General features: G+C 72.3%; 26 protein-coding genes and 1 pseudogene. 14 read left to right on the forward strand and 13 right to left on the reverse strand.

Translation table 11 applies throughout. From position 1 onward, the window contains the following. Window positions 1-2 precede the first annotated feature (2 nt). Complete coding sequence (locus AC3ANN_RS03875) at window positions 3-629, forward strand: DUF305 domain-containing protein (RefSeq protein ID WP_488339689.1); 627 nt, start codon at window positions 3-5, stop codon at window positions 627-629. Between the two features lie 7 nt (window positions 630-636). Here AC3ANN_RS03875 and AC3ANN_RS03880 read toward each other — a convergent pair whose 3' ends face one another. Both AC3ANN_RS03880 and AC3ANN_RS03885 read right to left on the reverse strand, forming a co-directional pair. Next, window positions 637-1,383, reverse strand: coding sequence for an IclR family transcriptional regulator (locus AC3ANN_RS03880; RefSeq protein ID WP_488339690.1), 747 nt, complete (start codon window positions 1,381-1,383; stop codon window positions 637-639). After that, window positions 1,380-2,819 (reverse strand): APC family permease, encoded by a 1,440-nt coding sequence (locus tag AC3ANN_RS03885; protein ID WP_488339691.1) that lies wholly within the window; start codon window positions 2,817-2,819, stop codon window positions 1,380-1,382. The genes AC3ANN_RS03880 and AC3ANN_RS03885 overlap by 4 nt, the downstream gene beginning before the upstream one ends. 249 nt (window positions 2,820-3,068) lie before the next feature. On the opposite strand from AC3ANN_RS03885, the gene AC3ANN_RS03890 reads away from it, so the two are divergent. The 7 genes from AC3ANN_RS03890 (at window position 3,069) to AC3ANN_RS03920 (ending at window position 10,596) form a co-directional block, all read left to right on the forward strand. After that, a complete protein-coding gene (locus AC3ANN_RS03890; RefSeq protein WP_488339692.1) occupies window positions 3,069-3,911 on the forward strand; it encodes a hypothetical protein in 843 nt (280 codons plus the stop codon). Between the two features lie 17 nt (window positions 3,912-3,928). Further along, window positions 3,929-5,821, forward strand: coding sequence for a copper amine oxidase (locus tag AC3ANN_RS03895; protein ID WP_488339693.1), 1,893 nt, complete (start codon window positions 3,929-3,931; stop codon window positions 5,819-5,821). A 67-nt stretch (window positions 5,822-5,888) separates the two neighbouring features. Next, window positions 5,889-6,569: a DUF305 domain-containing protein gene (locus tag AC3ANN_RS03900; protein ID WP_488339694.1), complete on the forward strand. Its 681-nt coding sequence runs from the start codon at window positions 5,889-5,891 to the stop codon at window positions 6,567-6,569. Between the two features lie 86 nt (window positions 6,570-6,655). Next, a complete protein-coding gene (lepB, locus tag AC3ANN_RS03905; protein WP_488339695.1) occupies window positions 6,656-7,150 on the forward strand; it encodes a signal peptidase I in 495 nt (164 codons plus the stop codon). 187 nt (window positions 7,151-7,337) lie between these two features. Next, a complete protein-coding gene (locus tag AC3ANN_RS03910; RefSeq protein ID WP_488339696.1) occupies window positions 7,338-9,653 on the forward strand; it encodes an FdhF/YdeP family oxidoreductase in 2,316 nt (771 codons plus the stop codon). Between the two features lie 23 nt (window positions 9,654-9,676). Continuing rightward, window positions 9,677-10,156, forward strand: coding sequence for a MogA/MoaB family molybdenum cofactor biosynthesis protein (locus AC3ANN_RS03915; RefSeq protein ID WP_488339697.1), 480 nt, complete (start codon window positions 9,677-9,679; stop codon window positions 10,154-10,156). Continuing rightward, window positions 10,156-10,596: a molybdenum cofactor biosynthesis protein MoaE gene (locus AC3ANN_RS03920; RefSeq protein ID WP_488339698.1), complete on the forward strand. Its 441-nt coding sequence runs from the start codon at window positions 10,156-10,158 to the stop codon at window positions 10,594-10,596. The genes AC3ANN_RS03915 and AC3ANN_RS03920 overlap by 1 nt, the downstream gene beginning before the upstream one ends. A gap of 1 nt (window position 10,597) precedes the next feature. On the opposite strand, the gene AC3ANN_RS03925 is transcribed toward AC3ANN_RS03920, so the two are convergent. The 7 genes and pseudogenes from AC3ANN_RS03925 to AC3ANN_RS03955 form a co-directional block, all read right to left on the reverse strand. Beyond that, window positions 10,598-10,831 (reverse strand): MoaD/ThiS family protein, encoded by a 234-nt coding sequence (locus tag AC3ANN_RS03925; RefSeq protein ID WP_488339699.1) that lies wholly within the window; start codon window positions 10,829-10,831, stop codon window positions 10,598-10,600. Further along, window positions 10,831-11,100, reverse strand: a complete 270-nt coding sequence (locus AC3ANN_RS03930) for a DUF6457 domain-containing protein (protein ID WP_488339700.1) — start codon at window positions 11,098-11,100, stop codon at window positions 10,831-10,833. The genes AC3ANN_RS03925 and AC3ANN_RS03930 overlap by 1 nt, the downstream gene beginning before the upstream one ends. Further along, window positions 11,097-11,756, reverse strand: a complete 660-nt coding sequence (mobA, locus tag AC3ANN_RS03935) for a molybdenum cofactor guanylyltransferase (protein WP_488339701.1) — start codon at window positions 11,754-11,756, stop codon at window positions 11,097-11,099. Before mobA ends, AC3ANN_RS03930 begins: the two co-directional genes overlap by 4 nt. After that, window positions 11,753-12,247, reverse strand: coding sequence for a cyclic pyranopterin monophosphate synthase MoaC (moaC, locus tag AC3ANN_RS03940; protein WP_488339702.1), 495 nt, complete (start codon window positions 12,245-12,247; stop codon window positions 11,753-11,755). Before moaC ends, mobA begins: the two co-directional genes overlap by 4 nt. After that, window positions 12,244-13,488 carry a molybdopterin molybdotransferase MoeA gene (locus AC3ANN_RS03945; RefSeq protein ID WP_488339703.1) on the reverse strand — a complete coding sequence of 415 codons (1,245 nt, stop codon included), beginning with the start codon at window positions 13,486-13,488 and terminating at the stop codon, window positions 12,244-12,246. The genes moaC and AC3ANN_RS03945 overlap by 4 nt, the downstream gene beginning before the upstream one ends. Next, window positions 13,485-13,907, reverse strand: a complete 423-nt coding sequence (locus AC3ANN_RS03950) for a rhodanese-like domain-containing protein (protein WP_488340907.1) — start codon at window positions 13,905-13,907, stop codon at window positions 13,485-13,487. Before AC3ANN_RS03950 ends, AC3ANN_RS03945 begins: the two co-directional genes overlap by 4 nt. Window positions 13,908-13,952: 45 nt before the next feature. Then, window positions 13,953-14,654 (reverse strand): annotated as a pseudogene (locus tag AC3ANN_RS03955) (HesA/MoeB/ThiF family protein); the annotation flags it as partial. Between the two features lie 48 nt (window positions 14,655-14,702). Here AC3ANN_RS03955 and pip point away from each other — a divergent pair. Then, window positions 14,703-15,722 (forward strand): prolyl aminopeptidase, encoded by a 1,020-nt coding sequence (pip, locus tag AC3ANN_RS03960; protein ID WP_488339704.1) that lies wholly within the window; start codon window positions 14,703-14,705, stop codon window positions 15,720-15,722. 105 nt (window positions 15,723-15,827) lie between these two features. Here pip and AC3ANN_RS03965 read toward each other — a convergent pair whose 3' ends face one another. The 3 genes from AC3ANN_RS03965 to AC3ANN_RS03975 all read right to left on the reverse strand — a co-directional run bounded on the left by AC3ANN_RS03965 (window position 15,828) and on the right by AC3ANN_RS03975 (window position 18,226). Next, window positions 15,828-17,261, reverse strand: a complete 1,434-nt coding sequence (locus AC3ANN_RS03965; RefSeq protein ID WP_488339705.1) for a DUF222 domain-containing protein — start codon at window positions 17,259-17,261, stop codon at window positions 15,828-15,830. A 119-nt stretch (window positions 17,262-17,380) separates the two neighbouring features. Next, entirely contained in the window at window positions 17,381-17,626 is a 246-nt protein-coding gene (locus AC3ANN_RS03970) for a hypothetical protein (RefSeq protein WP_488340908.1), read from the reverse strand. Between the two features lie 126 nt (window positions 17,627-17,752). Then, window positions 17,753-18,226 carry a hypothetical protein gene (locus tag AC3ANN_RS03975; RefSeq protein ID WP_488339706.1) on the reverse strand — a complete coding sequence of 158 codons (474 nt, stop codon included), beginning with the start codon at window positions 18,224-18,226 and terminating at the stop codon, window positions 17,753-17,755. 690 nt (window positions 18,227-18,916) lie between these two features. Between AC3ANN_RS03975 and AC3ANN_RS03980 the strand changes: the two genes are divergently transcribed. The 5 genes from AC3ANN_RS03980 to AC3ANN_RS04000 are packed head-to-tail and all read left to right on the forward strand — an operon-like array spanning window position 18,917 to window position 22,660. After that, a complete protein-coding gene (locus tag AC3ANN_RS03980) occupies window positions 18,917-19,309 on the forward strand; it encodes a TOBE domain-containing protein (protein WP_488339707.1) in 393 nt (130 codons plus the stop codon). 2 nt (window positions 19,310-19,311) lie between these two features. Further along, window positions 19,312-20,139, forward strand: a complete 828-nt coding sequence (gene modA / locus AC3ANN_RS03985) for a molybdate ABC transporter substrate-binding protein (RefSeq protein WP_488339708.1) — start codon at window positions 19,312-19,314, stop codon at window positions 20,137-20,139. Continuing rightward, window positions 20,136-20,972: an ABC transporter permease gene (locus tag AC3ANN_RS03990; RefSeq protein WP_488339709.1), complete on the forward strand. Its 837-nt coding sequence runs from the start codon at window positions 20,136-20,138 to the stop codon at window positions 20,970-20,972. The genes modA and AC3ANN_RS03990 overlap by 4 nt, the downstream gene beginning before the upstream one ends. Continuing rightward, window positions 20,969-22,054 (forward strand): sulfate/molybdate ABC transporter ATP-binding protein, encoded by a 1,086-nt coding sequence (locus tag AC3ANN_RS03995; protein ID WP_488339710.1) that lies wholly within the window; start codon window positions 20,969-20,971, stop codon window positions 22,052-22,054. The genes AC3ANN_RS03990 and AC3ANN_RS03995 overlap by 4 nt, the downstream gene beginning before the upstream one ends. Before the next feature lie 9 nt (window positions 22,055-22,063). Continuing rightward, window positions 22,064-22,660 carry a GNAT family N-acetyltransferase gene (locus AC3ANN_RS04000; RefSeq protein ID WP_488339711.1) on the forward strand — a complete coding sequence of 199 codons (597 nt, stop codon included), beginning with the start codon at window positions 22,064-22,066 and terminating at the stop codon, window positions 22,658-22,660. A 10-nt stretch (window positions 22,661-22,670) separates the two neighbouring features. On the opposite strand, the gene AC3ANN_RS04005 is transcribed toward AC3ANN_RS04000, so the two are convergent. Continuing rightward, window positions 22,671-23,231 (reverse strand): GNAT family N-acetyltransferase, encoded by a 561-nt coding sequence (locus AC3ANN_RS04005; RefSeq protein ID WP_488339712.1) that lies wholly within the window; start codon window positions 23,229-23,231, stop codon window positions 22,671-22,673. Between the last annotated feature and the right edge of the window lie 24 nt (window positions 23,232-23,255).

Raw genomic sequence — 23,255 nt, forward strand, 5'->3', positions numbered from 1 at the left:
CCGTGCGCAAGGTCGTCGCCGTCGCCGCGCTGACGCTCGCCGTGGTGACCGCGGGTGCGGCGGTGGCTCTCGCGGTGGCCGCGTCGAGCGGGGGAGGAACGGATGCCGACCCCGCGGCGTCGGCGACGGCACCGGCTCCCGTCGCCGCCGACGACTACTGCTACGTCGAGGCGATGATCTACTACCGGGTCGAGGAGTCGGAGCTCGCCGAGACCCTGCTGCGCAAGGACGGCGTCGCGCCCGACGTCCGCGCCTTCGCCGAAACGGTCGAGGAGCGCGCGACGGAGGACCTCGAGGGCCTGCGCGAGTGGTACGTGTCGTGGGCGGACGCGCGCCCCGCGACGCCGCCGACCGACGGGCCCTGCGGCGGGCACGGCGCCGATCACACCCAGATGCCCGGCATCCCGTCGTGGAGCCGGCAGGTCGCGCTCGCCGAGGCCATCCCGCCCGCGGCGGAGCGGGAGTTCACCGGGATCCTCCGCGATCAGCTCGCGGGCATGGTCGCGCTCGTGACCCTCATCCTCGACGCCGGCCCGCACCCCGAGGTGGCGGATTCGGCGCGGCGCGTGCTGGCGGATGCCGAGGCCGACCTCGCGGCGCTCGACGAGCTCGGCGTGCCGCCGGGCTGAGGCCTCGTCACCACTCGCTGAGGCTCTCCGCGGGAGCGAGCGCCCGTGCGGTGTCGCGGAGGGCGCCCACGTACCGTGCGGCGAGCGACAGGCGCGACGTGGTCGTCGCGAGGCACACCGCTCCGACGGGGCGGGAGTGCTCGTCGCGGATGGGGACGGCCAGACAGCCACGATCCGGCGCGAGCATCGCCGCCTGCTCGGCATAGCCGCGGACCGCGTACGCCTCGGCGATCGCGCGCCGCTCGTCGGCCGAGGGCGCGACGCGCCATCGGGGTGCGCGCGGAATCCTGCGCTCGGGGTGCTCGACGAGCCACAGATGCCCGGTGGCGGAGCGAATCGGATCGGACAGCAGCGCTTCGACGTCCGAGAGAGGCAGACGCGGGTCCTCGTCGAGCAGCACGAGCCCGTCGCGATGGAAGCCGAACAGGTGCACGGCCTCGCCCGTCTCGCGTCGCACTCGATCGAGGGCGTCAGCGTGATCAGGGCGCGTACGAGCGCCGACGACCGCCGCGAGCTCGAGCACGCGCGTGCCGAGCATGAAACCCGAGAAGTCCGCGCGGCGGACCAGGTACTCGTCCCGCACGAGGGAGTTGACGACGCGGTACACGGTGGCGCGCGGTGCGCCCACCGCGCGCGCGATGTCGGCGGCGGTCGCGCCGTGCTGCTCGCGCGCGACCTGTTCCAGGATCTCGAGCGCCAGCCCCAGGCCCTTCTCGGGCAGGCGCGGTTCTCGCGCGAGGCCGGCCGCGCTCACCGACGTGTCGCCCCGTCGATGCAGTCGCCGTGGACCGGCCAGTCGTGCACGCCCACACGGTCGGCGACGTTCGGATGCCGCGCCAACCGCACCGCGCCGGCCGCGGCGACCGCGCAGAGGCCGGCGAGGGCGCACATCAGGCCCGCGAGGTTGTCGCGTGAGGCCGTGACGAGATAGAAGCCGAGGACGCCCACCAGCCCCAGGAACGGCACCGCCGCGAGCACCCCGGCGCGGGCGGTGAGCTCGCCGATCCGAGCGAGGAATGCCGGGGCGGCCGCGCAGACCAGCGCGTAGGCGACCAGGAAGCCGATGATCGAGACGGGGGACGTGACGATCCGCAGGTCCTGCCGGCTGCCGCCGACTGCGAGCACGACGACGGGCACGGCGGTGACGGCGGCAGTGAGAAGCACACCGCCGATAGCGGGCACTCCGCGACGCGATACCCGCCCGAGCGCCTCCGGGAGGAGGCCCTCGCGGCTCATCGCGAAAGCGAGCCGCGTCGCCGCGTTCGTCATCGCGAGAGCGCACGCGAGGAACGAGACCGCCACGATCGCATCGATCAGGGGTGCGAGCCCGGTGACCGCGGCCAGCGACGGCGCCCCGGGCTGTTCGGCGACGATGGACAGCTGCGCGGCGGTGCCGACGAGCATCACGAGGCCGGTTGCTCCGACGCTCACGAGGATCGCGCGCGGCACCGCCGCGTACGGGCGGCGCGTCTCGGGCCCGAGCGCCGTGCCGCTCTCGAACCCGACGAACCCGATGAGCGCGAACGCGACGCCCGTCACGATCGCGTCGAGCGAGAAGTCCGCGGAGTCGGGGACGAGCAGGCCGAGGTCCCAGCGTGTCAGGCTGAGGGCAGCGATCGACAGCCCGATCACCGTCAGCACGGCGACCGACTCGAGCACGAGCAGGATGCGGGTCGAGACCCGAAGGCCGCGCGCCACGACCGCTGCGATCACGCACGCGAACCCGCCGACGAGCGCGCACACGAGCCACGGCGGGGGCTCCGGCGAGCCGGTGACGAGTTGGGCGACGCGCGACGAGCCCGACAGCAGGGTGTTCATCGCCACGGCGAGGTAGCCGGCGCCGAGAGCCGTGCCGGCGATGAGGCCGCCATGCGTGCCGAGGCCGCGTGCGGCGAACGTGTACAGCGATCCCGTGCTGGCGATCCGCCGTGCGAACATCCCGATGACGAGGGCGACGCCGATGACGAGGGCGATCGTGATCGCGATGTCAAAGAAACCGAAAGACCCGCTGCGGGCGTAGGCAGCCGCCGGGTGCACCAGGAGGACTCCGGCGGGTGCCGTGGCGGCGACCGATTGGGCGACGACGTCGATGGTCTGAGCATGCCGACGACGGAGGCCTGCGAACGGCGAGCTCGCGCCGAGGTCGCCCCTCGGGCGGGCCCTGCTGATCGCATCCGCGAGTGCGCTCACGCGTCCTCCCTCGCCACACGTCCTTCGTGCCAGACGCTAGCGCCGACGCATTGCACGCAGCCGCCGACCGTGTTTCAGGTGCGTGACGGCACGTGAGACGTCTCGCCGCCGCGCGGACATCGGTGTCTCATGGCGTTTTCGCGAGGCGTTCGAGCGAGCACACGACGGGGAAACGGCCGCAGCGAAGAATCGGCGCGATGCGAGTCGTCAGCCGCGACTCGCGACTTCGATGCCATCGAAAGGAACCCTGTGACGGAAACACAGCACTCTCCCGGAGGCGATCCACCTCCTCCGGGCCCGCAGTCCCCGCGATGGGCACGGCTCCTGACGCCCCGCGTCCTCGGCATCGGCTCGGCCGTCGCAGCCGGCGCCGCGGCGGTCGCGCTCGTGTTCGCGACGCAGACCGCGGTTCAGGCGACGTCGTCGCCCGAGGCCCCGGCTTCGACTCCGATCGCCGCCGACAGCACCGACGAGGACGCCCCCGAGAAGGCCGAAGAGGTCGCCAAGCCGACCACGATCGCTGCTGCATACGACCAGCTCAGCGGCGCCGAGGTCGAGTACGTCCGCTTCCTCGGTGCCCAGGACCCCGCGTTCTCGGCGGGACAGGACCTGTTCGGCGAACCGGGTCTGCAGTTCCTGTCGACCGATGTCGCCGACCCGCAGGCGTACGGCGACGGGCAGCGGCGGCTGCTGTCGCTCTACTACGACTACGCCGCCGAAGAGACCGTCAGCATGATCGTCAACGTCACCAGCGGAGCGATCGAGAACGTCGAGCGCGCGTCGGGCACGCAGCCGGCGCCGACCGACGCCGAGACGTCGTTCGCGTGGGAGCTGCTTCTGGACTCCGACGCGGCCCAGTCGGTCGTCGACGAGTTCGCGAGCCTCACCGGCGGCTCCGTCCTGACCGCCACGTCGGCCGAGATCGAGCTGACCGCGCATTCCTTCGTGACGGATGCCGGATCCTTCGGCGCCGAGTCGTGCGGCATCGACCGCTGCGTGCAGCTGCTCGCCCAGGTCGACGGCGGCACCTTCCTCACCACGAGCACCTTCGTCGTCAACCTGTCGACCCGAGAAGTCCTGACCATCTCATGACCATGGAGAACACCCACATGAAGCGAACCCCCCTCCGGCGGGTCCTCGGCGCCGGCCTCGCGATGGCCGTCCTCGCCGGCGGACTCGTGCTGTCCGCCCCGGTCGCAGCCTCGGCGCAGACCGTCACCGAGGCATCCTGCTCGGGCGACTCGCTCGTCTCGGAGACGCTCGAGTCCGGGTCGAGCTGGCAGATGTGCTGGCGCATCGACTCGTATCGCGGACTCGTGCTCGACAAGATCGCGTATCAGCCGCGCGATGACGCCGCGCCCATCCTCGTGCTCGACTCGATCGCGCTCGCGCAGCTGAACGTGCCGTACGACACCGGCGCCACGGAGTACAACGACGTCACGACGTACCAGGTGGGCGGACGCCGCCTCCAGGCGATCGAGGCCGTCGACTGCCCCGTCGGCGAGGTGCGCTCGTCGTGGGTCGATGCGACGCGGGGAGCGATCCCGGCCGTCTGCATCGGTGAGGAGGACTCGGGCCTCGCCTATCGCTCGAACATCACGCGGGACGCGCTGTACGCCGCGCAGGGCACCGACCTGGTGCTCCACACGGTGTCGCGCATCGGCTGGTACGAGTACCAGACCGAGTACCGGTTCCATGACGACGGCGAGATCTCGGTGCGCCTGGGCGCGACCGGCGACCTGTCGCCCAACGACTACGTCGACGTCGTCAACCAGGGCTGGCCGCTCGCGCCGGGGCAGGAGGACTTCGCGGTCAACCACTACCACTCGGCGTTCTGGCGCGTGGACTTCGGCCTCGACTCCGGCGACAGCCAGGTCGTCGAGAAGTTCGCGACGACGCCCACGGGAGAGCACGGCACGACGGGAGACACGGGTCACACGGCCATCCTCGACACCCGGATCACGCCGGTCACCACCGAGACCAAGACCATGGGGGCGAACCGCGAGGCGTACCGCGTGGTGAACCCCGAGAGCCTCAACGCGGACGGCCACGCCCGTTCGTACGAGATCATCGTGCCGCGCGATCAGGCGTACAACCTCAACCCGGAGACGGACTACGACATCGCGTTCACGAATGCGAAGTCGGACGAGCTGCACGCCAGTCACAACCTCATCCCGTCGAAGGCGGGCCAGATGGTCACGGACTACATCGCCGATGCCGAGTCGCTCACCGATCCGGTGGCGTGGGTGAACGTGGGCTTCCATCACATCAACCGCGACGAGGACCAGAGCCCGATGCCGATCCACTGGCAGGGATTCACCCTCTACCCGCGCGACTTCGCCCCGCAGAACCCGAACATCCCCGAAGGTCGCAAGTGGGTCAACGGCGACATGCGCGGGGTGCCGAACCCCAACATCACGCCCACGCCCACCGCGTCGCCGACGCCGACCCCGACGACCCAGCCGACGGCCCAGCCGACGACCGAGCCGACGACCGAGCCGACAGCGGAGCCGACGACCGAGCCGACGGCGCAGCCGACGACGGAGCCGACGGACCCGCCGACCGCGGAGCCCACGCCGGACGCCGCTCCCGTGACGTTCGGCCATGCCGAGGTCGCGCCGGGCGGGACGCAGACCGCCACAGCCGGCGGGTTCGCCCCCGGTGAGACGGTGAGCGCCGTGCTGCACTCCGAGCCGGTCGATGTCGGGACGTTCATCGCGGATGACGAGGGCGTGGTCACCGCGCAGTTCATCGTCCCGTCCGACACGCCCGCCGGCGAGCACACGCTCGTGCTGACCGGGCAGACGTCGTCGGCGGTCGCCGAGGGCACGTTCACGGTGGCGGCCGCGTCGCCGTCGGCGATCCTCGGAGCGCTCGCGACGACGGGCACCGATGCGAACCGATGGGCGCTGTCGGGCCTCGTGCTCCTGGTCGCCGGTGCCGGACTCGCGGGCACCGCGTGGTACCAGCGGCGTCAGCAGGTGGTCAAGGCGCACGCCTGAGCCCGGCTGCGGGGCGGCGTCACGTGAGGCGCCGCCCCGCAGCATCCGCTCTTCGGAAGGGATACCCATGCGCAACCGGATCGCCGCGCTCGGCGTCGTGCTCGCTGCAGCGACGGGTCTCGCGGCGGCGGGCGTCGTGACGCTCGGAACGACGACGGCGGTGGAAGCGGCTCCGCGGGCGGCGTCGGCCGATCGGGCGACGGATGCCGCGTCCACGGTCTACCCGACCCTCGAGGACCACTGCTACATCGAGGGCATGATCCCGCATCACGAGCAGGCGCTCGAGCTCAGCCGTCTCGTCCTCGGCTCGACCGGCGTGCGCGCGCGGACGCGGGCGCTGGCCGAGTTCATCGTCGCCGATCAGACCGCCGAGATCGAGACCATGCGGGCATGGCAGGAGGCGTGGCGGCGCGCAGCACCCGCGGCGGGGGCGGGTGCCGGGCACGCCGCCGGTGCCCACGGCTCCTCGCCGGCGATCGTCACCGGCTGCGGCGAACACGCCCATGTCGAGATGAAGGGGATGGCCACACCCGCCGAGCTCGCGGCTCTCGATGATGCTGTGGGCGACGCCGCGGACCGCATGTTCCTCGAGCTCATGATCGTGCACCACGAGGGTGCGCTCGAGATGGCGGAGCGGGCGGTGCGGCTCGGATCGAACGCCTTCGTGCGCTCATCGGGCAAGCACGTGCTCGTCGAACAGGAGCGCGAGGTCTCCGCGATGTCGGCGCTCCTCGCGGAAGCGCCGTGACCGCTCTCGCGGACGTGCGACGACTCCCGGCAGCCACGGGCGCGGCGGGCGCGTTGCTTCGATCGCGCGGCGCGCGACGACACCGGATGCTGCGTTCGGCCGTGGCCGTGGCCGCACCGCTCCTCGTCGCCGGGGTGCTGCTCTCGGCGTTCGGGGTGGCGACCGTGCGCAACGATTCCATGAGCCCGACGCTCCGTAGCGGCGACCTCGTCGTGTACGACCGGTGGACCGCTCCGGCGCGCGGAGACATCGTGCTGCTGAGCGACCGGCAGGGCTGGTCCGGCGAGGTCGGCGCCGTCCTCGTGAAACGGATCGTCGGCGTCGCCGGCGACGTCGTGGTGTGCTGCGAGGCCGGAAGCGGGCGGCTGCTGGTCGACGGCGAGCCGGTCGACGAGGACTATGCCGAAGGCGCGCGTCCGGGCGGCGACATCCCGTTCCGGGTCACGGTGCCTGAGGGAGCCGTGTGGGTCATGGGCGACAATCGGCCCGCATCCGCGGATTCTCGCACATCTGTGTCCGCCCCCGATCGCGGCGCCGTGGGCCGTGAGGACCTGCACGGTACGGTGCGCGCATGGTGGTGACCGCGCACCGCGGCCACGGCATCCGTCTGTTCCGTTCCAGTTCGCTCAACAGGTCAACCGGCCTTCCACAGGAGCTGTGGGAGGATTCCGTCCTGCGCGATCGCGGTTGACCTGCCGACGTGCGGCCCACTCCCGTCGAATGGGATCCGCCGACCCCGGCGGTGCCGCGCGGGAATAGCCTGGGAGCATGGCGACGAAGCCCCCGACTGCCGACATCGACGAGACCCGGGTGCACGTCACGCGGCCGAAGAAGGTCGCGGTGGGCGTGCCCGCGGTGCTGCACGCACTGCAGATCGCGAACGAGCAGATGGGCGTGGCGCGGTCGGTGCAGACCCTGCGGCAGGTCAACCAGAAGGACGGCTTCGACTGCCCGGGGTGCGCGTGGCCTGAGGAGGACCGCCGGCACGTCGCGGAGTTCTGCGAGAACGGCGCGAAGGCGGTCGCCGAGGAGGCGACGCTGCGCCGCGTCGGGCCCGAGTTCTTCGCCGCGCACTCCCTCGACGATCTCCGCGCGCACGACGACTGGTGGCTCGGGCAGCAGGGACGGCTGACGCATCCGATGATGCTCGAGGACGGGGCATCCCACTACCGGCCGATCTCGTGGGAAGACGCACTGCGCGTGATCGCCGACGAGCTGGGCACGCTCGACGATCCGGACGAGGCGGTCTTCTACACATCGGGTCGCACCTCGAACGAGGCGGCGTTCCTGTACCAGCTGCTCGTGCGCGGGCTCGGCACGAACAACCTGCCCGACTGCTCGAACATGTGCCACGAGTCCTCCGGCTCGGCGCTCACCGAGACAATCGGCATCGGCAAGGGAACCGTCTCGATCGACGACATCCACGAGGCCGACCTGCTGATCGTGGCAGGCCAGAACCCCGGCACGAACCACCCGCGCATGCTGTCGGCGCTCGAGAAGGCCAAGCAGCGCGGTGCCACGATCATCGCCGTCAATCCGCTGCCCGAGGCCGGGCTCATGCGGTTCGAGAACCCGCAGACCGTCCGCGGCGTCGCGTTCGGCGGCACCAAGCTCGCCGACGAGTTCGTGCAGATCCGCCTCGGGGGAGATCAGGCCCTGTTCCAGGCGATCGGCAAGCACCTGCTCGAGGCCGAGGCGACGCACGGCGGCGTGCTCGACCACGAGTTCATCGCGGAGCACACGAGTGGGTTCGACGCGTACCGGCAGGCGACGACGGATGCCTCGTGGCGCGAGTTCGTGGCCGCCACCGGTCTGCCCGAGCAGACGCTGCGCCGCGTCGGCGAGCTGGTGCGGCAGTCGAAGGCGACGATCGTGTGCTGGGCGATGGGGCTCACTCAGCACAAGCACTCCGTGCCGACGTTGCGCGAGATCGTGAACGTGCTGCTCCTGCAGGGCAACATCGGGCGCCGCGGCGCGGGCGTGTGCCCGGTCCGCGGACACTCCAACGTGCAGGGCGACCGCACGGTCGGCATCTACGAGAAGCCGTCGACCGCGTTCCTCGACGCCCTCGACGCCGAGTTCGCGTTCGCCGCTCCGCGCGCGCACGGGTTCGACACGGTCCAGGCGATCCGGGCGATGCGCGACGGACGCGTGCGGTTCTTCATGGGCATGGGCGGCAACTTCGTGTCGGCGACCCCCGACACGCGAGTGGTCGAGGCGGCGATGGGTCGCGTCGGCCTGACCGTCCAGGTCTCCACGAAGCTCAACCGCTCGCACGTCGTGACCGGACGGCGGGCGATCATCCTGCCGACGCTCGGCCGCACCGATCGCGACAAGCGCGGTGGTCGCGAGCAGAAGGTCACCGTCGAGGACTCCATGGGCGCCGTGCACGCCTCCCGCGGTCGTCTCGCCCCGCCGTCGGACGACCTGCTGAGCGAGGTCGCGATCGTCGCGCGGTTGTGCGCGCTGCTCTTCGGGGCGGCCGGGGAACGGAACATCCCCCACGCGGACTGGGCGGGCCTCGAGGGCGACTACGCGCTCATCCGCGCCCACATCGAGCGGGTCGTCCCGGGCTTCGACGACTATGAGGAGCGCATCGACAAGGGCCGCACGCTCCACCTTCCGAACGGGCCCCGCGATGCGCGCCGGTTCGCGACGCCGGACGGAAGGGCGCGGTTCACCGTGAACCGGCTGGAGTACCCGCGGATCCCGCGCGGACGGCTGCTGCTGCAGACGATCCGGTCGCACGACCAGTACAACACCACGATCTACGGCAAGGACGACCGCTACCGGGGCATCCACGGCGGGCGCCGGGTCGTGCTCGTGAACCCGAAGGACATCGTCGCCCTCGGGTTCGCCGAGGACGAGATCGTCGACCTGGTGTCGGAGTGGCGGCGCCCCGACGGCACGTTCGAGGAACGCCGTGCCGAGGAGTTCCGCGTCGTCGCGTACCGGACGCCTCGCGGCAACGCCGCCGCGTACTACCCCGAGACGAACGTGCTCGTGCCGCTCGACTCGGTCGCCGACGTCAGCGGCACGCCGACCTCGAAGTCCGTCATCGTTCGGCTCGAGCACCGGGCATGATCGTGCGTGCATAGGCTGGTCGCATGACCCGAGCCGCTGTGATCACCGTCTCGGACCGCTCCGCCGCGGGCGACCGAGAGGACACGAGCGGTCCGATCGCGGTCGCCGCTCTGCGGGAGGCCGGATTCGACTGCGCCGACGCCGTGGTCGTTGCCGACGGCGCCGACAGCGTTGAGCGCGCGCTCACGGTCGAGGTCGTCGCGGGCGCGAAGCTCATCCTCACGTGCGGGGGGACGGGTGTGGGGCCGCGCGACCAGACGCCCGAGGGCACGGCGCGCGTCCTCACGCGAGAGGTCCCCGGCATCGCCGAGGAGCTGCGCCGCCGCGGTGCCGCCGAGAAGCCGGCAGGCATGCTCACGCGTGGGCTCGCCGGGGTCGTCGACCCGCACGGCGCGCTCGTTGTGAACCTGCCCGGCTCGCCGTCGGGCGTGGCATCGGGCATGCCCGTGGTGCTGTCGGTCGCCCGCCACGTGCTCGACCAGCTCGGCGGAGGCGACCACTGATGGACGTCTCGGCCAGTGCGGTGCGCGTGGCGGCGATCAGTGCCGAGCCGCTCGACCTCGACGGTCACCTGCGGGCGGTCGACGACCCCCGCATGGGAGCGGTGACGACATTCGTGGGGCGCGTGCGCGATCACGATCCGGATGCCTCGACCGCCGTCGTCGCGCTGGAGTACTCCGCGCATCCCGACGCCGAGGCCGCGCTCGCCCGGCTTGCCGCCGCCGCGGTGGGTTCGACGAACGCGCTGGTGGCGGTCTCGCACCGCGTGGGGACGCTCGAGGTGGGCGACGCGGCCGTGGTGATCGCGGTCGCCTCCGCGCATCGCGCCGAGGCGTTCGACGTGTGCCGGACACTGATCGAGGCGATCAAGACCGACCTGCCGGTGTGGAAGAAGCAGGTCGAGTCCGACGGCACCGCGACCTGGCTCGGCCTCGGCGGTTAGCTCAGCCGCCGGCGAAGGGCGGGAGCACGTCGACGAGCACGTCGGCCGCGAGCGGCGTGTCGTCGTCGACGCGCGAACCGTCGACGAGCACGGCGCAGCGGGGGAGGATGCCGCCGAGTCCGGGATGCGCGACCGACACGGCTCGTCGCAGCTCGCCCAGCGTAGGTTCGGTGCGGCGCTCGGTGTCGAGGCCGGTCGCCTCCTGGGCGGCGGCGAAGTAGCGGACGACGGCCACTAGGAGTCCCACCCCTCGGCCAGTTCGGTGACGGCCGCGAGCGCAGCACGCACCTCGGCGGGATCCGCGCCGGCACGGCCGGCGGCCAGGCCCGCAACGAAGGCGCCCAGCGGGGCGGCGGGCCGCGCGACGCCGTTCGCGACATCGCGGGCGAGGTCGAGCACCGCCGCCACGGGCACGTCGGCCTCGGCGAGCCCGAACCTCTCGCGCAGCGCGGCGGCCCACGCGTCGAGCGCCTCGGGCGGAAGGGTGCGGTTCTGCTCGCTCATGATTCCTCCGATGCGGTGTCGGCCGTGTCGGCTCGCGCGTCGCCGGCGCGTGCGCGGGCCTCTTCCAGATCCTGCCACGTGTCGACGTCGCGGGTCAGGGCGTCGTCGGCGGCGACGACCGCGACGGCGAGGTCCTCGATGAGTGCCCGTACGGGTGCGTCCCGGCCGTGATCCGGCAGGACGGATGCCGCGGCCCGCAGCGCACGCGTGCGGTACGCGCCGGTCAGCCACTGGGGCCTGCTCGACGAGTCGCCGAGGCAGATGCCGTCGGTGTCGGCGGGCAGGAGGACGAGGTCGGTCACGAGCCGGCGCACCGCCGCCTCGACCGCGGGGAGGTCGCAGGCGAGCACGAGGGTCCACTCCGGGTCGTCGGTCGCAGGCCATGACGCGAGGGCGGCGGCGATCGCGGCGGCGGGGCCGCCGAACGGCGGGTCCTCCCGCACCCACGTGACGTCGAGGCCCGGGTCGAGGATCGGTGCGACGACCGTCACGGGCCGGGCTCCGGCATCCGTCGCCGCCGTCACGGCGGCCGAGAGGAGGGTGCGCCCGCCGACCTCGAAGAGCGGCTTGTTCGCGCCGTCGACGCGGGTGGCGCGGCCGCCGGCGAGCAGGATCGCGCCGAGGCCGCCCTCGAGCAGGCTGGGGACGGTCGTCATGCCTCGTCCGGCCGGTGCCAGTCGCCGCTCTTGCCGCCGGTCTTCGAGACGATGCGGACGTCGTCGATCGACGTCGCCTTGTCGAGGCCCTTCACCATGTCGACGATCGCGAGAGCCGCGACCGAGACCGCGGTGAGCGCCTCCATCTCGACTCCGGTGCGGTCGGCGGTGCGGACCGTCGCCTCGATCGCGACGCCGGCGTCTTCGATCGCGAGGTCGACCGCCGCACCGTGCACGCCGATGACGTGGGCGAGGGGCAGCAGCTCGGGTGTGCGCTTGGCGGCCTGGATACCCGAGATCCGGGCGACCGCCAGCACATCGCCCTTGGGCACGGTGCCGTCGCGCAGAGCGGTGACGACGTCGGGCGCGCAGCGCACGAAGCCCCGGGCGGTCGCCGAGCGCACGGTCGGCTGCTTGAGCGTGACGTCGACCATGCGCGCATTGCCCGATTCGTCGAGATGCGTGAACGCGGGCGGGTTCTCGGTGCTCATGAGATCAGCATGACATCGACGACGTCGCCGGCCTCGACGACGTCGACGTCGGAGGGTACCACTGCGTATGCTTCGGCGCGGCCGAGTCCGCCGGCGAGGTGCGAGCCCCCGGTCGTGGCCGGGCGCACGCTCCACGCGCGCGAGTCCGCGCGTTCGATCGTGACGGGCAGGTACTGACGGCGTCCCGGCGGGGTGCGCCAGCCGGTGGCGGCAGGCAGGGCGAAGACGGGGCGCAGGAGGTCGCGACGGCCCTGCATCTTCAGCAGCGCGGGGCGCACGAACACTTCGAACGACACGGCTGCGCTCACCGGGTTGCCGGGGAGTCCGAAGAGCAGCGTGGCGTCCGGGAGCCGCCCGAAGCCCTGCGGCTTGCCGGGCTGCATCGCGACCTTCGAGAACGCCATGCTGCCGGCGAGGCTCGTCTTGACGACCTCGTACGCTCCGGCGCTCACGCCGCCGGAGAACACCACGACGTCGGCGCGCTCGCGCGAGGACACATCGGTCACCTCCGCGAGGACTCGGTCGAGCTCGTTTCCCTCGTCGGTCACGCTCGCGCGGCGGACGACGACGGCGCCGGCCTCGGTCGCGAGGGCGCTCAGCACTCTGCTGTTCGACTCGGGGATCTGGCCGCGCCGGAGCGGCGACCCCGGCTCGGCGAGCTCGCTGCCGGTGGAGATCACGGCCACGCGCGGCTGACGCGTCACCACGACCTCTGCGACTCCCGCGGCCGCGATCGCGGCGACCTGGAGCGGGCCGAGGAGCACGCCCGCGGTGAGCACCTCGTCGCCGGCACGGGCGTCCTCGCCGGCCCGGCGGATGTGCGCGCCGGAGCCGCGCGGAGCGCGCAGCACCGTGATCGTGCCGAGCGAGTCGGCGAGGCCGCCCACGGTGTCTTCGAACGGCACGATCGCGTCGGCGCCGGCCGGCACGGGTGCGCCGGTCATGATGCGTGCGGCCTGACAGGGCGCGAGCGCAGGGTCGTCGGCCGTTCCGGCGGGCAGGTCCGCGACGACCTCGAGCGCGACGGGGGCGTCGGGCGCGGCATCCGTCACATCCGCGAAGCGCACGGCGAAGCCGTCCATGGCGGAGTTGTCGAAGGCGGGGAGGTCGACCGCCGCGAGGACCGGCTCGCGCAGCGTGCGGCCGTGGGCATTGTCGAGCGGGACCCGCTCGGCCTCGAGGAGCGCTGCGGCGGCGAGCACGGTGTCGAGATGCTGCTCGACCGTGCGCAGGTCGCTCACGCGGGCACCGTCACCGGCGCGCCGGCACGCTGCCACGCCGCCATGCCGCCGGCGAGGACGGACGCCTCGACCCCCGCCGCGCGCAGCGTCGCAGCCGCGCGCTGCGCGCGTACTCCGACCTGGCACACGACCACCACCGGTCCGCGGCCGGCGCGCTCGGGTTCGGCGAGCACGTCGGCGAGGGGGATCAGCACGGATTCCGGGATGACACCCTGTGCCGTCTCGAACGGCTCACGCACATCGAGCAGGATGGCGCCGGTGCGATGCGCGTCCGCCGCCTCTGCCGGTGTGAGCTGGCGGATGCGGGGTGCGGCATCCGTGGCCTGTGCGGTCTGGGGCGCTCGCGGGGCCAGCGTGGTCTTCGCTGCTTCGGCGGCAGGGGCGGGTGCCGGCCGGGCGCGAGTCGGCCGCAGCGGCACCTCGCTCGTACGGCCCCGGAGTGCGTCGATCACCAGCACGCGTCCGAGCAGCGGCTCTCCGACACCCGTGAGGAGCTTGATCGCCTCGGTGGCGAGCAGGGCGCCGACCTGGAGGCACAGCGCACCGAGCACGCCGACCTGTGCGCACGTGGGGACGTCGCGCGCGGCATCCGTCGGGTACAGGTCGGCGAGACGGACGGGCGTCGCGCCTGCAGGAGGCCTCGACCAGAACACGGTGGCCTGCGCGTGGAACTCCTGCACGACGCCCCACACGAGCGGGACCCCGAGCTGCTCGCACGCGGCGGCGACGGCTTCACGCGTCTCGAAGGTGTCGGTGCCGTCGACGACGACGTGCACGCCCTCGAGCAGATCGCGCGCGGACTCCGGCGTCAGACGCTCGGCGACCGCTCGCACCTGGGTCGTGGGGGAGAGGTCGGCTGCGACGCGCACGGCCGAATCGACCTTGCGCGCGCCCACGTCGGTGACGCGATGAATCACCTGGCGCTGGAGATTGGATGCCTCGACCAGGTCGTCGTCGATGATCGTGATGGTGCCGACACCGGCGGCGGCGAGTGCGAGCACCGCGGGGGAGCCGAGCCCGCCCGCGCCGACGACCGCGACATGCGCGGCCGCGAGCCGTCGCTGTGCGTCGTCGCCGAATCCCGCCAGCACGCGGTGACGCGCCGTGCGAGTCTGCTCGGCGTCGCTGAGTCGCGCGACCGGCTCGACGAGTGGGGGGAAGGTCATGCCCACAGGCTACGCCGGAGCGACAGGGGCTCGGCCTAGTATTCGACGATGCACTCGCCGATCGAACCCTTCGCGCAAGGACGCCTGCAACGCCCCGACGGAGCGGACCTGTACTGGGAGATGTCCGGGGCCGAGCGTGGCCGTGGCGCCGTCTACCTGCATGGTGGACCGGGTAGCGGCCTCGGACGCGGCGGCTATCGCCGCCGCTTCGATCCGGAGAAGTACCTCGTCGTCGGATTCGACCAGCGAGGCTGCGGTCGCAGCACCCCGTGGGCGATCGACGACCTCGCGTCACTCGACGGCAACACCACGGCGACCCTCATCGAGGACATGGAGGCGCTGCGCCAACACCTCGGAATCGATCGGTGGCTCGTGCACGGTGTCTCGTGGGGATCGACTCTGGCTCTCGCGTACGCGCTCGAGCATCCGCATCGCGTGACCGAACTCGTCCTGACCGCCGTCACCTCGGGGGCTCGCGAGGAGATCGACTGGATCACGGAGGGCGTGGGCGCCATCTTCCCCGAGGCGTGGGAGCGATTCGCGGCGGCTGCTGACGGCGCCGGAGCGACCGACGGGTCGCGGAACGGCGAGCGTGTCGTCGAGACGTATGCGCGCCTCCTGCGTGACGCCGATCCCGATGTCCGCGCGCGGGCAGCGGAGGCGTGGGACGAATGGGAGTCGACGCACGTCTCGCTCGATCCGAACTGGGAGCCGGGGTCGTCGTTCGACGACCCGCGCGAGCGGGAGAACTTCGCCACGCTCGTGACGCACTACTGGGCGCAGGACTGCTTTCTGCCGGGCCCGGCACGGATTCGCGATCGTGTGTCGGAGCTGGCGGGAATACCCGGTGTGCTCGTCCACGGCCGCTACGACGTCAGCGGCCCGGCGATCACGCCGTGGCTGCTGCATCGGGCGTGGCCAGGAAGCGAACTGCACATCGTCGAGACCGAGGGACACGGCGGGACGCGCGAGATGGAGCTCACGGCGGCTGCGATCGACCGCTTCGCGGAGCGCGACGTCGAGGGCGGGCGGGGTGCGGACGTGTTCGCGACGCCGCCGAGCCCTTGACGACGGGGTCGTTCAGGGAAGGTGCGGTCTCGCCGAGCCGATCAGCGTACGACATTCTCGCTACCCTCCCGCCGCTCGGGTCCTCCGTGACCACCTGACGACGGGTCACTCAGAAGGGTGCGGGGTCGCCGGGACCGCTGCGGGCGGTGGTGAAGGCGGGGACCCGTCGTTCGGGTGCGACGGTGTACTGGCGTCCGGTGGGCGAGGTCCACCGCACGGCGCCGCCGCTGCCAGGGACCTGCCGCACGACCCAGTCGGTGTTGTCTTTGACCACGTGGTGGCCCTTGCAGAACGGCGCGGTGTTGTCGAGCGAGGTCTCGCCGTGATCGACCCAACGGATCTGATGGTCGATCTCGCACCGGGATGCGGGCATGCCGCACCCGGGCGCCATGCACCGGTCCGCGCGCCATCGGACGAGTCGCGCAGCGGCTTCGGCGGGTTGTAGCGATCGCGCCCGACGGACAGCACGATCCCGGTCTCAGGATGGGTGAGCACCCGCATCCACGTGCCCTCTCCGCCGCACAGCTCGCGTGCCTTCGACAGCGGGATCGGCCCGACTCCTTCGACGACCGGAGGATCGATGGCCGCGCCATCCCCACTGCTCGTGGCATCCGCGCCGCTTTCCCGGGCGCGCGTGTCCGTGTAGGCCGTGCCCTCGGCGCCAGCGTCCGTGTGAGCGCCGTCGGCCGTGCCTTCGTCGAGGAGCGCGAGCACGGGCACCGTGACGACGGCCTGCGCCTTGATGCCGGACGCCGCAGCGGGGAGGTGGTCGGTGGTGCCATCGATGAGCAGGTCTGCGACGACGTCGGCACGGATCTGGTCCAGCGTCCTCGTCCCACCCTCGGCGGCGGCGATGGCCTTGGCCATCGCGGTGATGCGACCGTGGATGGCATGCACTTCCACGCCGGGGTGGTGCAGGCCCAGCAGTCCCATTCCGTCGACGCCCTGCTCGACCCATACCCGTCGCTGATTCACGGCGGCCTGGTACCGCTGCTCGAGAGTCGTCGCCTCCAGGCGGGTGATCAGGTCGCGAAGCGCTCGCCGGAACGATCCCACCGGCTCGGCTTCCGCCAACACAAGTCCCGGCACAGTGACCTGGTCGCGCAGTTCCGGGGTGACCTCGTCGACGAGGTCGACATAGATCTCGACGTGCTTCTCGGTGACCCGCCCGCCCGACAGCGCATCCAGCACGGGCGGGTACCGGTGCACCAGCGCCTCCGCCAGCATGATCAAGCGGCCCGCGGCGTACTCCGTGACGCGCATCGCTGCGGCGAGCTCCAGCCGGATCGACCGTTCCACCACATCCCGCACCCCAGCGCCTCGCCCAGCCGCCTCGGTCAGCGCCTCCTGCCGCATCGCATCCACGCGGCGCAGCCGCTGCGCGGCGAACACCGACATCATCGTCGCGGTCTCGACGACCAGATCCACTGCATCCGGCACGGGCGGAACGAAGTCCTCGACCGCGCGCATCGCCCGCTCCGACCCCTCCGGGTCGGTCGAGGATGCGATGTCGGTCATAAATCCAGTTTGAACATACATACTATGCAAGCTAGGGCAAATCAGCGCGAATATCGTATATTCGCGCAGACTACTCAGGCAGACCGCTGATACGGCGCGCGCGGCATGAAGCTCGTGGCGCGCACCGCGAACGCGCCTACCTATCGAACGAGCTCTGTGAACGAGACCGGCTTGCCAGAGGCATGGGCGTAGGCGATCTCCCTGGCGGTCGACTCGCCGATGTACCCGCCCGGGTTGACGACCAGAACCCGATCGGCCAAGTCGATCTTGCGCATGTGAAGCGCGTCGAGGACCGCCTTCTGCTCGTCTGAGATCACCTCGTCCGCTTCGCCCGGGGCGACGACGATGACACCCGCGAAGGTCAGGTCGCGGTTGACCGCACGCATCTCGTCCGCGAAGCGCGCAGAGCCGCAGATGCAGACGATCTCAGGTCTATCGAGCACGGCGTCAGTCTTCCATCGAACTCAGGGCCACGGGCGCACCCAGCTCGTCATCCTCGTCGGCAACGCCGACTAAGGGCTGTCGAGGAACACGCCCATGCGGTCGCCGTCGAGCACGAACTGCAGGGCGCTGCCGGGCGGGAAGCGGTCGCGGAGCTCTTCCGGCATCCCGCTGTCGACGGGTACTGCGACCGTGGCGGGAAAGGCGCCGACGCGGCATCCGGAGTACATCGGACCGCTCATGGACCAGCTGTTCGGGTCGGCGTCGTCGGCGGGCAGGTGCTCCGTCGGGACGGCCATGAAGCAGTCGCTGCCTGTGCCGACGTACCCGTGCGCGGATTCGAACAGCGTCAACCCGTAGAACTCGAACCCGCGCGAGCTCGGTCCCGCGCCGAACCATCCGGCTGGGACCTCGACGAGCGGAGACGGCTCGAGCGTGGCGATCTGCGGCGCCCCGCTCGACGTCGAGACAGGTGCCATGGATGTCGCCGCGTAGGTGATCCCGGACGCCAGGGCCGCGGCCGCCACGACCGAGAGACCCCACATCAGTCCGATCCGACGGGAAAACCTGTCCGTTCGCCATGTTCGGCGCGGCCACGCGGAGGATGCCGCGCGATCGTCCGGCGGGCGATCGCCCTCGGGCGTGTCCGCCTCGGCTACGCGTTCGCCCGTCGCAGGAGCGGTCTCGGGGGCCGCGCCCGGGGTGGCCTCCAGGTTCGGTGCCGACGCCGACGCTGACGCCGACGCTGACGCCGGCACCGACCCTGGCGCCGGCACCGACGCCGCCCTCGGCGATGCCCCCGATTCGCGCGCCGCCCCGGATTCCGCCTCCGAGTCGGACCCCTGCGCCTCCGCCGACCCCTCGGGCGAGAGAGTGCTGGTCACTTCGGTCGGAGCCTCGATCGGGGATCGCGTCGTCGATCCGCTGCTCAAGGCTTCGAGCTCGCGAAGGCGTCGTACGGCTCCGGGATCCTGCGCGATGTCGGCGTCCGGACCATACGCGCGAGCGCGGAGCGCGCGCAGTTCCTCGAGTGCTGCGGTGTCCATCTCGTGCATCGTCTCACGGCACCTGCCGGCCCGGTGTGCGCTCTCCACAGTTCTCGATCGGCCGCCCGCCGCTCGACGGCGCCCCGACTGTTCGAAGGCGAAGAGAGGCGCTCATCGGTCAGCTCGGAACGCCGTGGCTGCGGCGGATCCGTCGTGCTATGTCCGCATCTGCGGTGATACGTTGCTGTCATGCCCAGTTACCGGATATCCGAGGCCGCGCGCCTGCTCGGTGTGAGCGATGACACCGTCCGCCGCTGGGTCGACGCGGGCGCACTCCCGACGACCGATTCATCGCCCACGCGCATCCCCGGCGACGCACTCGCGGCCAGGGCGGTCGAGCTCGCGGCCACCCCCGCCGATCCGTCCGATGTGCTCTCGAGCGCCCGCAACCGCTTCGTCGGCCTCGTGACGCGCATCCAGCGCGACGGGCTCATGGCGCAGATCGACATCCAGTCGGGGCCCCACCGCGTCGTCTCACTGATGTCTGCCGAGGCCGCCGACGACCTCGGCCTCGAGGTCGGGTCGCTGGCGTCGGCGGTCGTGAAGGCGACGCACGTCATCGTCGAGACGCCGAAGGGCTGAGGATGCCTCGTCCCCGCCGCTCCGCGCCGGTCTTCGCCGCCCTCCTCGTGGCCGCCGCGCTCGTCGCACCCGCGTGCACCGCCGACCGCGCGCCGGCCGGAGGCACGCCTGAGCCTGGCACCGCGCAGCCCGGGCACGCCGATCCGGAGGCCGAGCTCACCGGCGAGCTCAGGATCTTCGCGGCGGCGTCGCTGCGAAGCGCGTTCGACGAGCTGGCGACCCGGTTCGAGCAGAGGCATCCGTCGCTCGAGGTGCTGCCGATCTCGTACGACGGATCGAGCACGCTGGCGACGCAGCTCATCGAGGGCGCGCCCGCCGACGTGTTCGCAGCGGCGGACGAGGCCACGATGACCCGCGTCGCCGACGCCGGCGTCGCGACCGCCCTGCGCGTCTTCGCGAGCAACACGCTCGTGATCGCCGTTCCGCGCGACAACCCCGGCGGAGTGCAGGCGATCGACGACCTGGCGGACCCCGCGCTGACGGTCGTCCTGTGCGCTCCCGAGGTGCCGTGCGGCGCGGCATCCGTCACCCTCCTCGCCGACAATGCGGTCACAGTCACGCCGGCGAGCCTCGAGCAGAACGTCACGGCCGTGCTCACCAAGGTCGCCACGGGGGAAGCCGACGCGGGACTCGTGTACGCCACCGATGTGCGGGGCGTCGACGCCGTCACCGCGGTCGCCGCTGCCGGCTCCGACCGCGTCGTCAACCGATATCCCATCGCCGCCCTCGAGGAGGCGGCGAATCCCGAGGCCGCCGAGGCGTTCGTCGCGTTCGTCGCGTCGGACGACGGGCGGGCAGTGCTCGCCGAGCGGGGATTCGGGGCGCCATGAGCGCCTCGACGGTCGAAGGAGCACGCGCCGATCGCGGCGAACGCGAGGGTTTCGTGCCACGGGTGCTCGCGGTGCCGGCGGTCGTCGGCATCGCTCTCCTCGTGCTGCCGCTCGGGGCGCTCGTCGCACGCGTCGAGTGGGCGACGCTGTGGAGCGACATCTCCTCTCCGCAGGCGCTGTCGGCCCTCGGCCTCTCGCTGGCGACCGGCGCGATCGCGACGCTCGCGTGCGTTGTGCTGGGCATTCCGCTCGCACTCCTCATCGCCCGCAGCACTGCGCGCACCGCGGCTGTGCTGCGCGCCGTCGTGACGGTGCCGCTCGTGCTGCCGCCGATGGTCGGCGGCGTGGCGATGCTGTTCCTCTTCGGGCGTACCAGCGTGCTGGGCGGCGCGCTCGCCGAATGGGGCATCCGCATCCCGTTCACCACGGCCGCCGTCGTGCTGGCGCAGACGTTCGTCGCGCTGCCGTTCCTCGTGCTCGCGCTCGAGGGCTCGCTGCGGGCGACGGGCGTCGGGTACGAGCAGGCTGCTGCAGGACTCGGCGCCGGCCGCTGGACGATCCTCGCGCGCGTCACACTGCCGCTCGCGGCGCCGGGACTGATCGCAGGCATCGTGCTGTGCTTCGCCCGCGCCATCGGCGAGTTCGGCGCGACCGCCCTCTTCGCCGGCAACGCCCCCGGGGTCACGCAGACCATGCCGCTCGCGATCTACACCGCGTTCAACGGCGCCGGCGTGTCGCAGGGCACCGCCGTGGCACTGTCGCTGCTGCTGCTCGTCACGGCGGTCGGCGTGCTGCTGCTGGTCCGCGCGTGGCGGGCCGAGGCGCCGCGATGACCGCTGTTGCGCCGGCCGCTTCCGCTGACGGGCACGTCGGCCTGGACGCCCACGTCGTGGTCGAGCGGCCGGGGTTCCTTCTCGACGCGTCGCTGCGGGCCGCTCACGGCGACGTGCTGGCGCTCATGGGGCCGAGCGGCGCGGGCAAGTCGACGCTCCTGGCGGTGCTCGCCGGACTTCTGCGTCTGGATGACGGGCACGTGCGCCTCGGCACGCGCACGCTCGATGCGCGGGGCGTGCACAGCGTGCCACCCGCGCGGCGCGGCGTCGTCCTGCTCGGGCAGGACCCGCGGCTGTTCCCGCACCTGACCGCTCGCGCGAACGTCGCGTTCGGTCTGCGCGCGCACGGGATGACGAAGACGGATGCCGCGGCCGCCGCCGACGAGTGGCTCGGTCGCGTCGGACTCGCGGCCTTCGCCGAGCGCCGCCCGGCACAGCTGTCGGGAGGGCAGCAGCAGCGGGTCGCGCTCGCGCGCGCCCTGGCGACGAGTCCGGACGTGCTGCTGCTCGACGAGCCGCTGACCTCTCTCGACACCGAGACCGCGGGCGACGTGCGCGCGCTCGTGCACGAGCAGCTGTCGGCGACGCGCACCACCGCGATCGTCGCGACGCACGACGCGGTCGATGCCGTCGCCCTCGCGAGTGGGCTCGTGGTGCTCGAGGAGGGGCGCGTGACTCAGTCCGGACCCGTGCGCGACGTGCTCGCGGGCCCGGCGACGCGCTTCGCCGCGGCCGTGGCCGGCCTCAATCGCGTGCCCGGCGTCGTGCGCGACGGGCGGTGGCGCAGCGGCGGCCTCGTGCTCGAGCCGGCGCCCGAGGGGGAGTCCGCCGCGGTGTTCGCGCCGTCGGCGGTGCATCTCGACCGCGTCGATGCCGCAGCACCGGGCGACGGCGCGTGGACCGCCCGCATCACACGGCTCGAGCAGACGCCCGCCGGTGTGCGCGTGCGCACGGCCGATCCTGACGTCGCCGTCGACGTCGCGGCCGACCGGGCCGCGGCGCTCGGCCTTGCGCGGGGCGTCGAGGTGGCACTGCGCGTCGCCCCGGACGGCGTGCGGTTCACACCCGTCGAGCCGCACTAGACTCGGCCGGTGCCACGCATCCGACCGTTCCGAGCGGGCGACGAGCCCGCCCTCGCCGACGTCTGCCTGAAGACCGCGGATGCCGGCGCCGACGCCACCGGCGTCCTGCAGGACGACGACCTCTGGGCCGAGATCTTCGTCCTCCCGTATGCGGCGCGGCATCCGGAGTTCGCCTTCGTCGTCGAGGCCGATGACGGGCGCGTCGTGGGCTACATCGTGAGCGCGCCCGACACGGCCGCGTTCGAGGAGTGGTTCGCCACGCAGTGGTGGCCGCGGTTCGCCACCCGCTGGCCCCGCCCGGGCGACGGCGGGTCGCGCCAGGACGGCATCCTCCGCTACGCGTACGGACGCGCCGGCGCCGGCCAGCCGTTCGGTGAGGAGTATCCCGCGCATCTGCACATCGACCTGCTGCCCGAGGCCCAGGGCCAGGGGCTCGGTCGGCGGCTCATCGAGACGCTCGAGCAGGCGCTCCGAGACGCCGGCGTGCCAGGCCTGCACCTCGTGGCGACGGCCGAGAACGCCGGCGCGATCGCGTTCTACCCTCGCGTGGGCTTCTCGCCGCTCGCCTCGCCGCCCGGGACGCAGGCGTTCGGCAAGCGACTCTGAGCACCGCGGCTCAGCCCGTCCCCCCGCCGCCCGGCGACGACAGGTCGCGCACGCGGCGCCGCTCGTGCAGCGTGTACGGCGTGTGGCCGCCGATGACGCGCTCGTCGACCATCACGCCGCCGTCCTCGCGCCAGCCGTGGCGCTCGTAGAACGCCGCGGCGCGATCGTTGCCCTCGAGCACCCACAGATGCGCATGGCGGAAGCCCGCCGCCCGCAAGCGCTCCTCGACCGCGGTCATGAGCGCGTGCCCGACGCCGTGCGACCATTCCGACGGGACCGCGTACAGCGCGAACAGCTGACCGTTGCGCTCGAGCTCGCGATCGATCGACGGACCGAACGCCGCCCACCCGACCGCGGACCCGTCGCGTTCGGCGAGCAGCTCCCGGCTGCGCGGGTCGGCATGCACCTGGTCCCACCGCTCCGCCCGGCGGCGCGTCTCGCTGACGGGATCGAGCCGGTCGAGCACTTCACGGTCGATGAGCCCCGCATAGGCGGCGCGCCACGTCTCGATGCGGATGCGGGTGATGGCCGCGGCATCCTCCCGCGTCGCCAGCCGGATCGTGAGCGCCACGTGCACGACCATATCGGCCCGCGG

It is taken from the genome of Microbacterium sp. STRO-2N, from assembly GCF_057747775.1.

Bases quoted from the DNA above. Each gene is read 5' to 3' on its own strand.
- AC3ANN_RS03895 (WP_488339693.1), top strand. From the start codon at position 3,929: ATGAAGCGAACCCCCCTCCGGCGGGTCCTCGGCGCCGGCCTCGCGATG.
- AC3ANN_RS03900 (WP_488339694.1), top strand. From the start codon at position 5,889: ATGCGCAACCGGATCGCCGCGCTCGGCGTCGTGCTCGCTGCAGCGACG.
- lepB (WP_488339695.1), top strand. From the start codon at position 6,656: ATGCTGCGTTCGGCCGTGGCCGTGGCCGCACCGCTCCTCGTCGCCGGG.
- AC3ANN_RS03910 (WP_488339696.1), top strand. From the start codon at position 7,338: ATGGCGACGAAGCCCCCGACTGCCGACATCGACGAGACCCGGGTGCAC.
- AC3ANN_RS03915 (WP_488339697.1), top strand. From the start codon at position 9,677: ATGACCCGAGCCGCTGTGATCACCGTCTCGGACCGCTCCGCCGCGGGC.
- AC3ANN_RS03920 (WP_488339698.1), top strand. From the start codon at position 10,156: ATGGACGTCTCGGCCAGTGCGGTGCGCGTGGCGGCGATCAGTGCCGAG.
- AC3ANN_RS03930 (WP_488339700.1), bottom strand. From the start codon at position 11,100: ATGAGCGAGCAGAACCGCACCCTTCCGCCCGAGGCGCTCGACGCGTGG.
- mobA (WP_488339701.1), bottom strand. From the start codon at position 11,756: ATGACGACCGTCCCCAGCCTGCTCGAGGGCGGCCTCGGCGCGATCCTG.
- moaC (WP_488339702.1), bottom strand. From the start codon at position 12,247: ATGAGCACCGAGAACCCGCCCGCGTTCACGCATCTCGACGAATCGGGC.
- pip (WP_488339704.1), top strand. From the start codon at position 14,703: ATGCACTCGCCGATCGAACCCTTCGCGCAAGGACGCCTGCAACGCCCC.
- AC3ANN_RS03965 (WP_488339705.1), bottom strand. From the start codon at position 17,261: ATGTATGTTCAAACTGGATTTATGACCGACATCGCATCCTCGACCGAC.
- AC3ANN_RS03970 (WP_488340908.1), bottom strand. From the start codon at position 17,626: ATGCGTGCGGTCAACCGCGACCTGACCTTCGCGGGTGTCATCGTCGTC.
- AC3ANN_RS03975 (WP_488339706.1), bottom strand. From the start codon at position 18,226: ATGTGGGGTCTCTCGGTCGTGGCGGCCGCGGCCCTGGCGTCCGGGATC.
- AC3ANN_RS03980 (WP_488339707.1), top strand. From the start codon at position 18,917: ATGCCCAGTTACCGGATATCCGAGGCCGCGCGCCTGCTCGGTGTGAGC.
- modA (WP_488339708.1), top strand. From the start codon at position 19,312: ATGCCTCGTCCCCGCCGCTCCGCGCCGGTCTTCGCCGCCCTCCTCGTG.
- AC3ANN_RS03990 (WP_488339709.1), top strand. From the start codon at position 20,136: ATGAGCGCCTCGACGGTCGAAGGAGCACGCGCCGATCGCGGCGAACGC.
- AC3ANN_RS03995 (WP_488339710.1), top strand. From the start codon at position 20,969: ATGACCGCTGTTGCGCCGGCCGCTTCCGCTGACGGGCACGTCGGCCTG.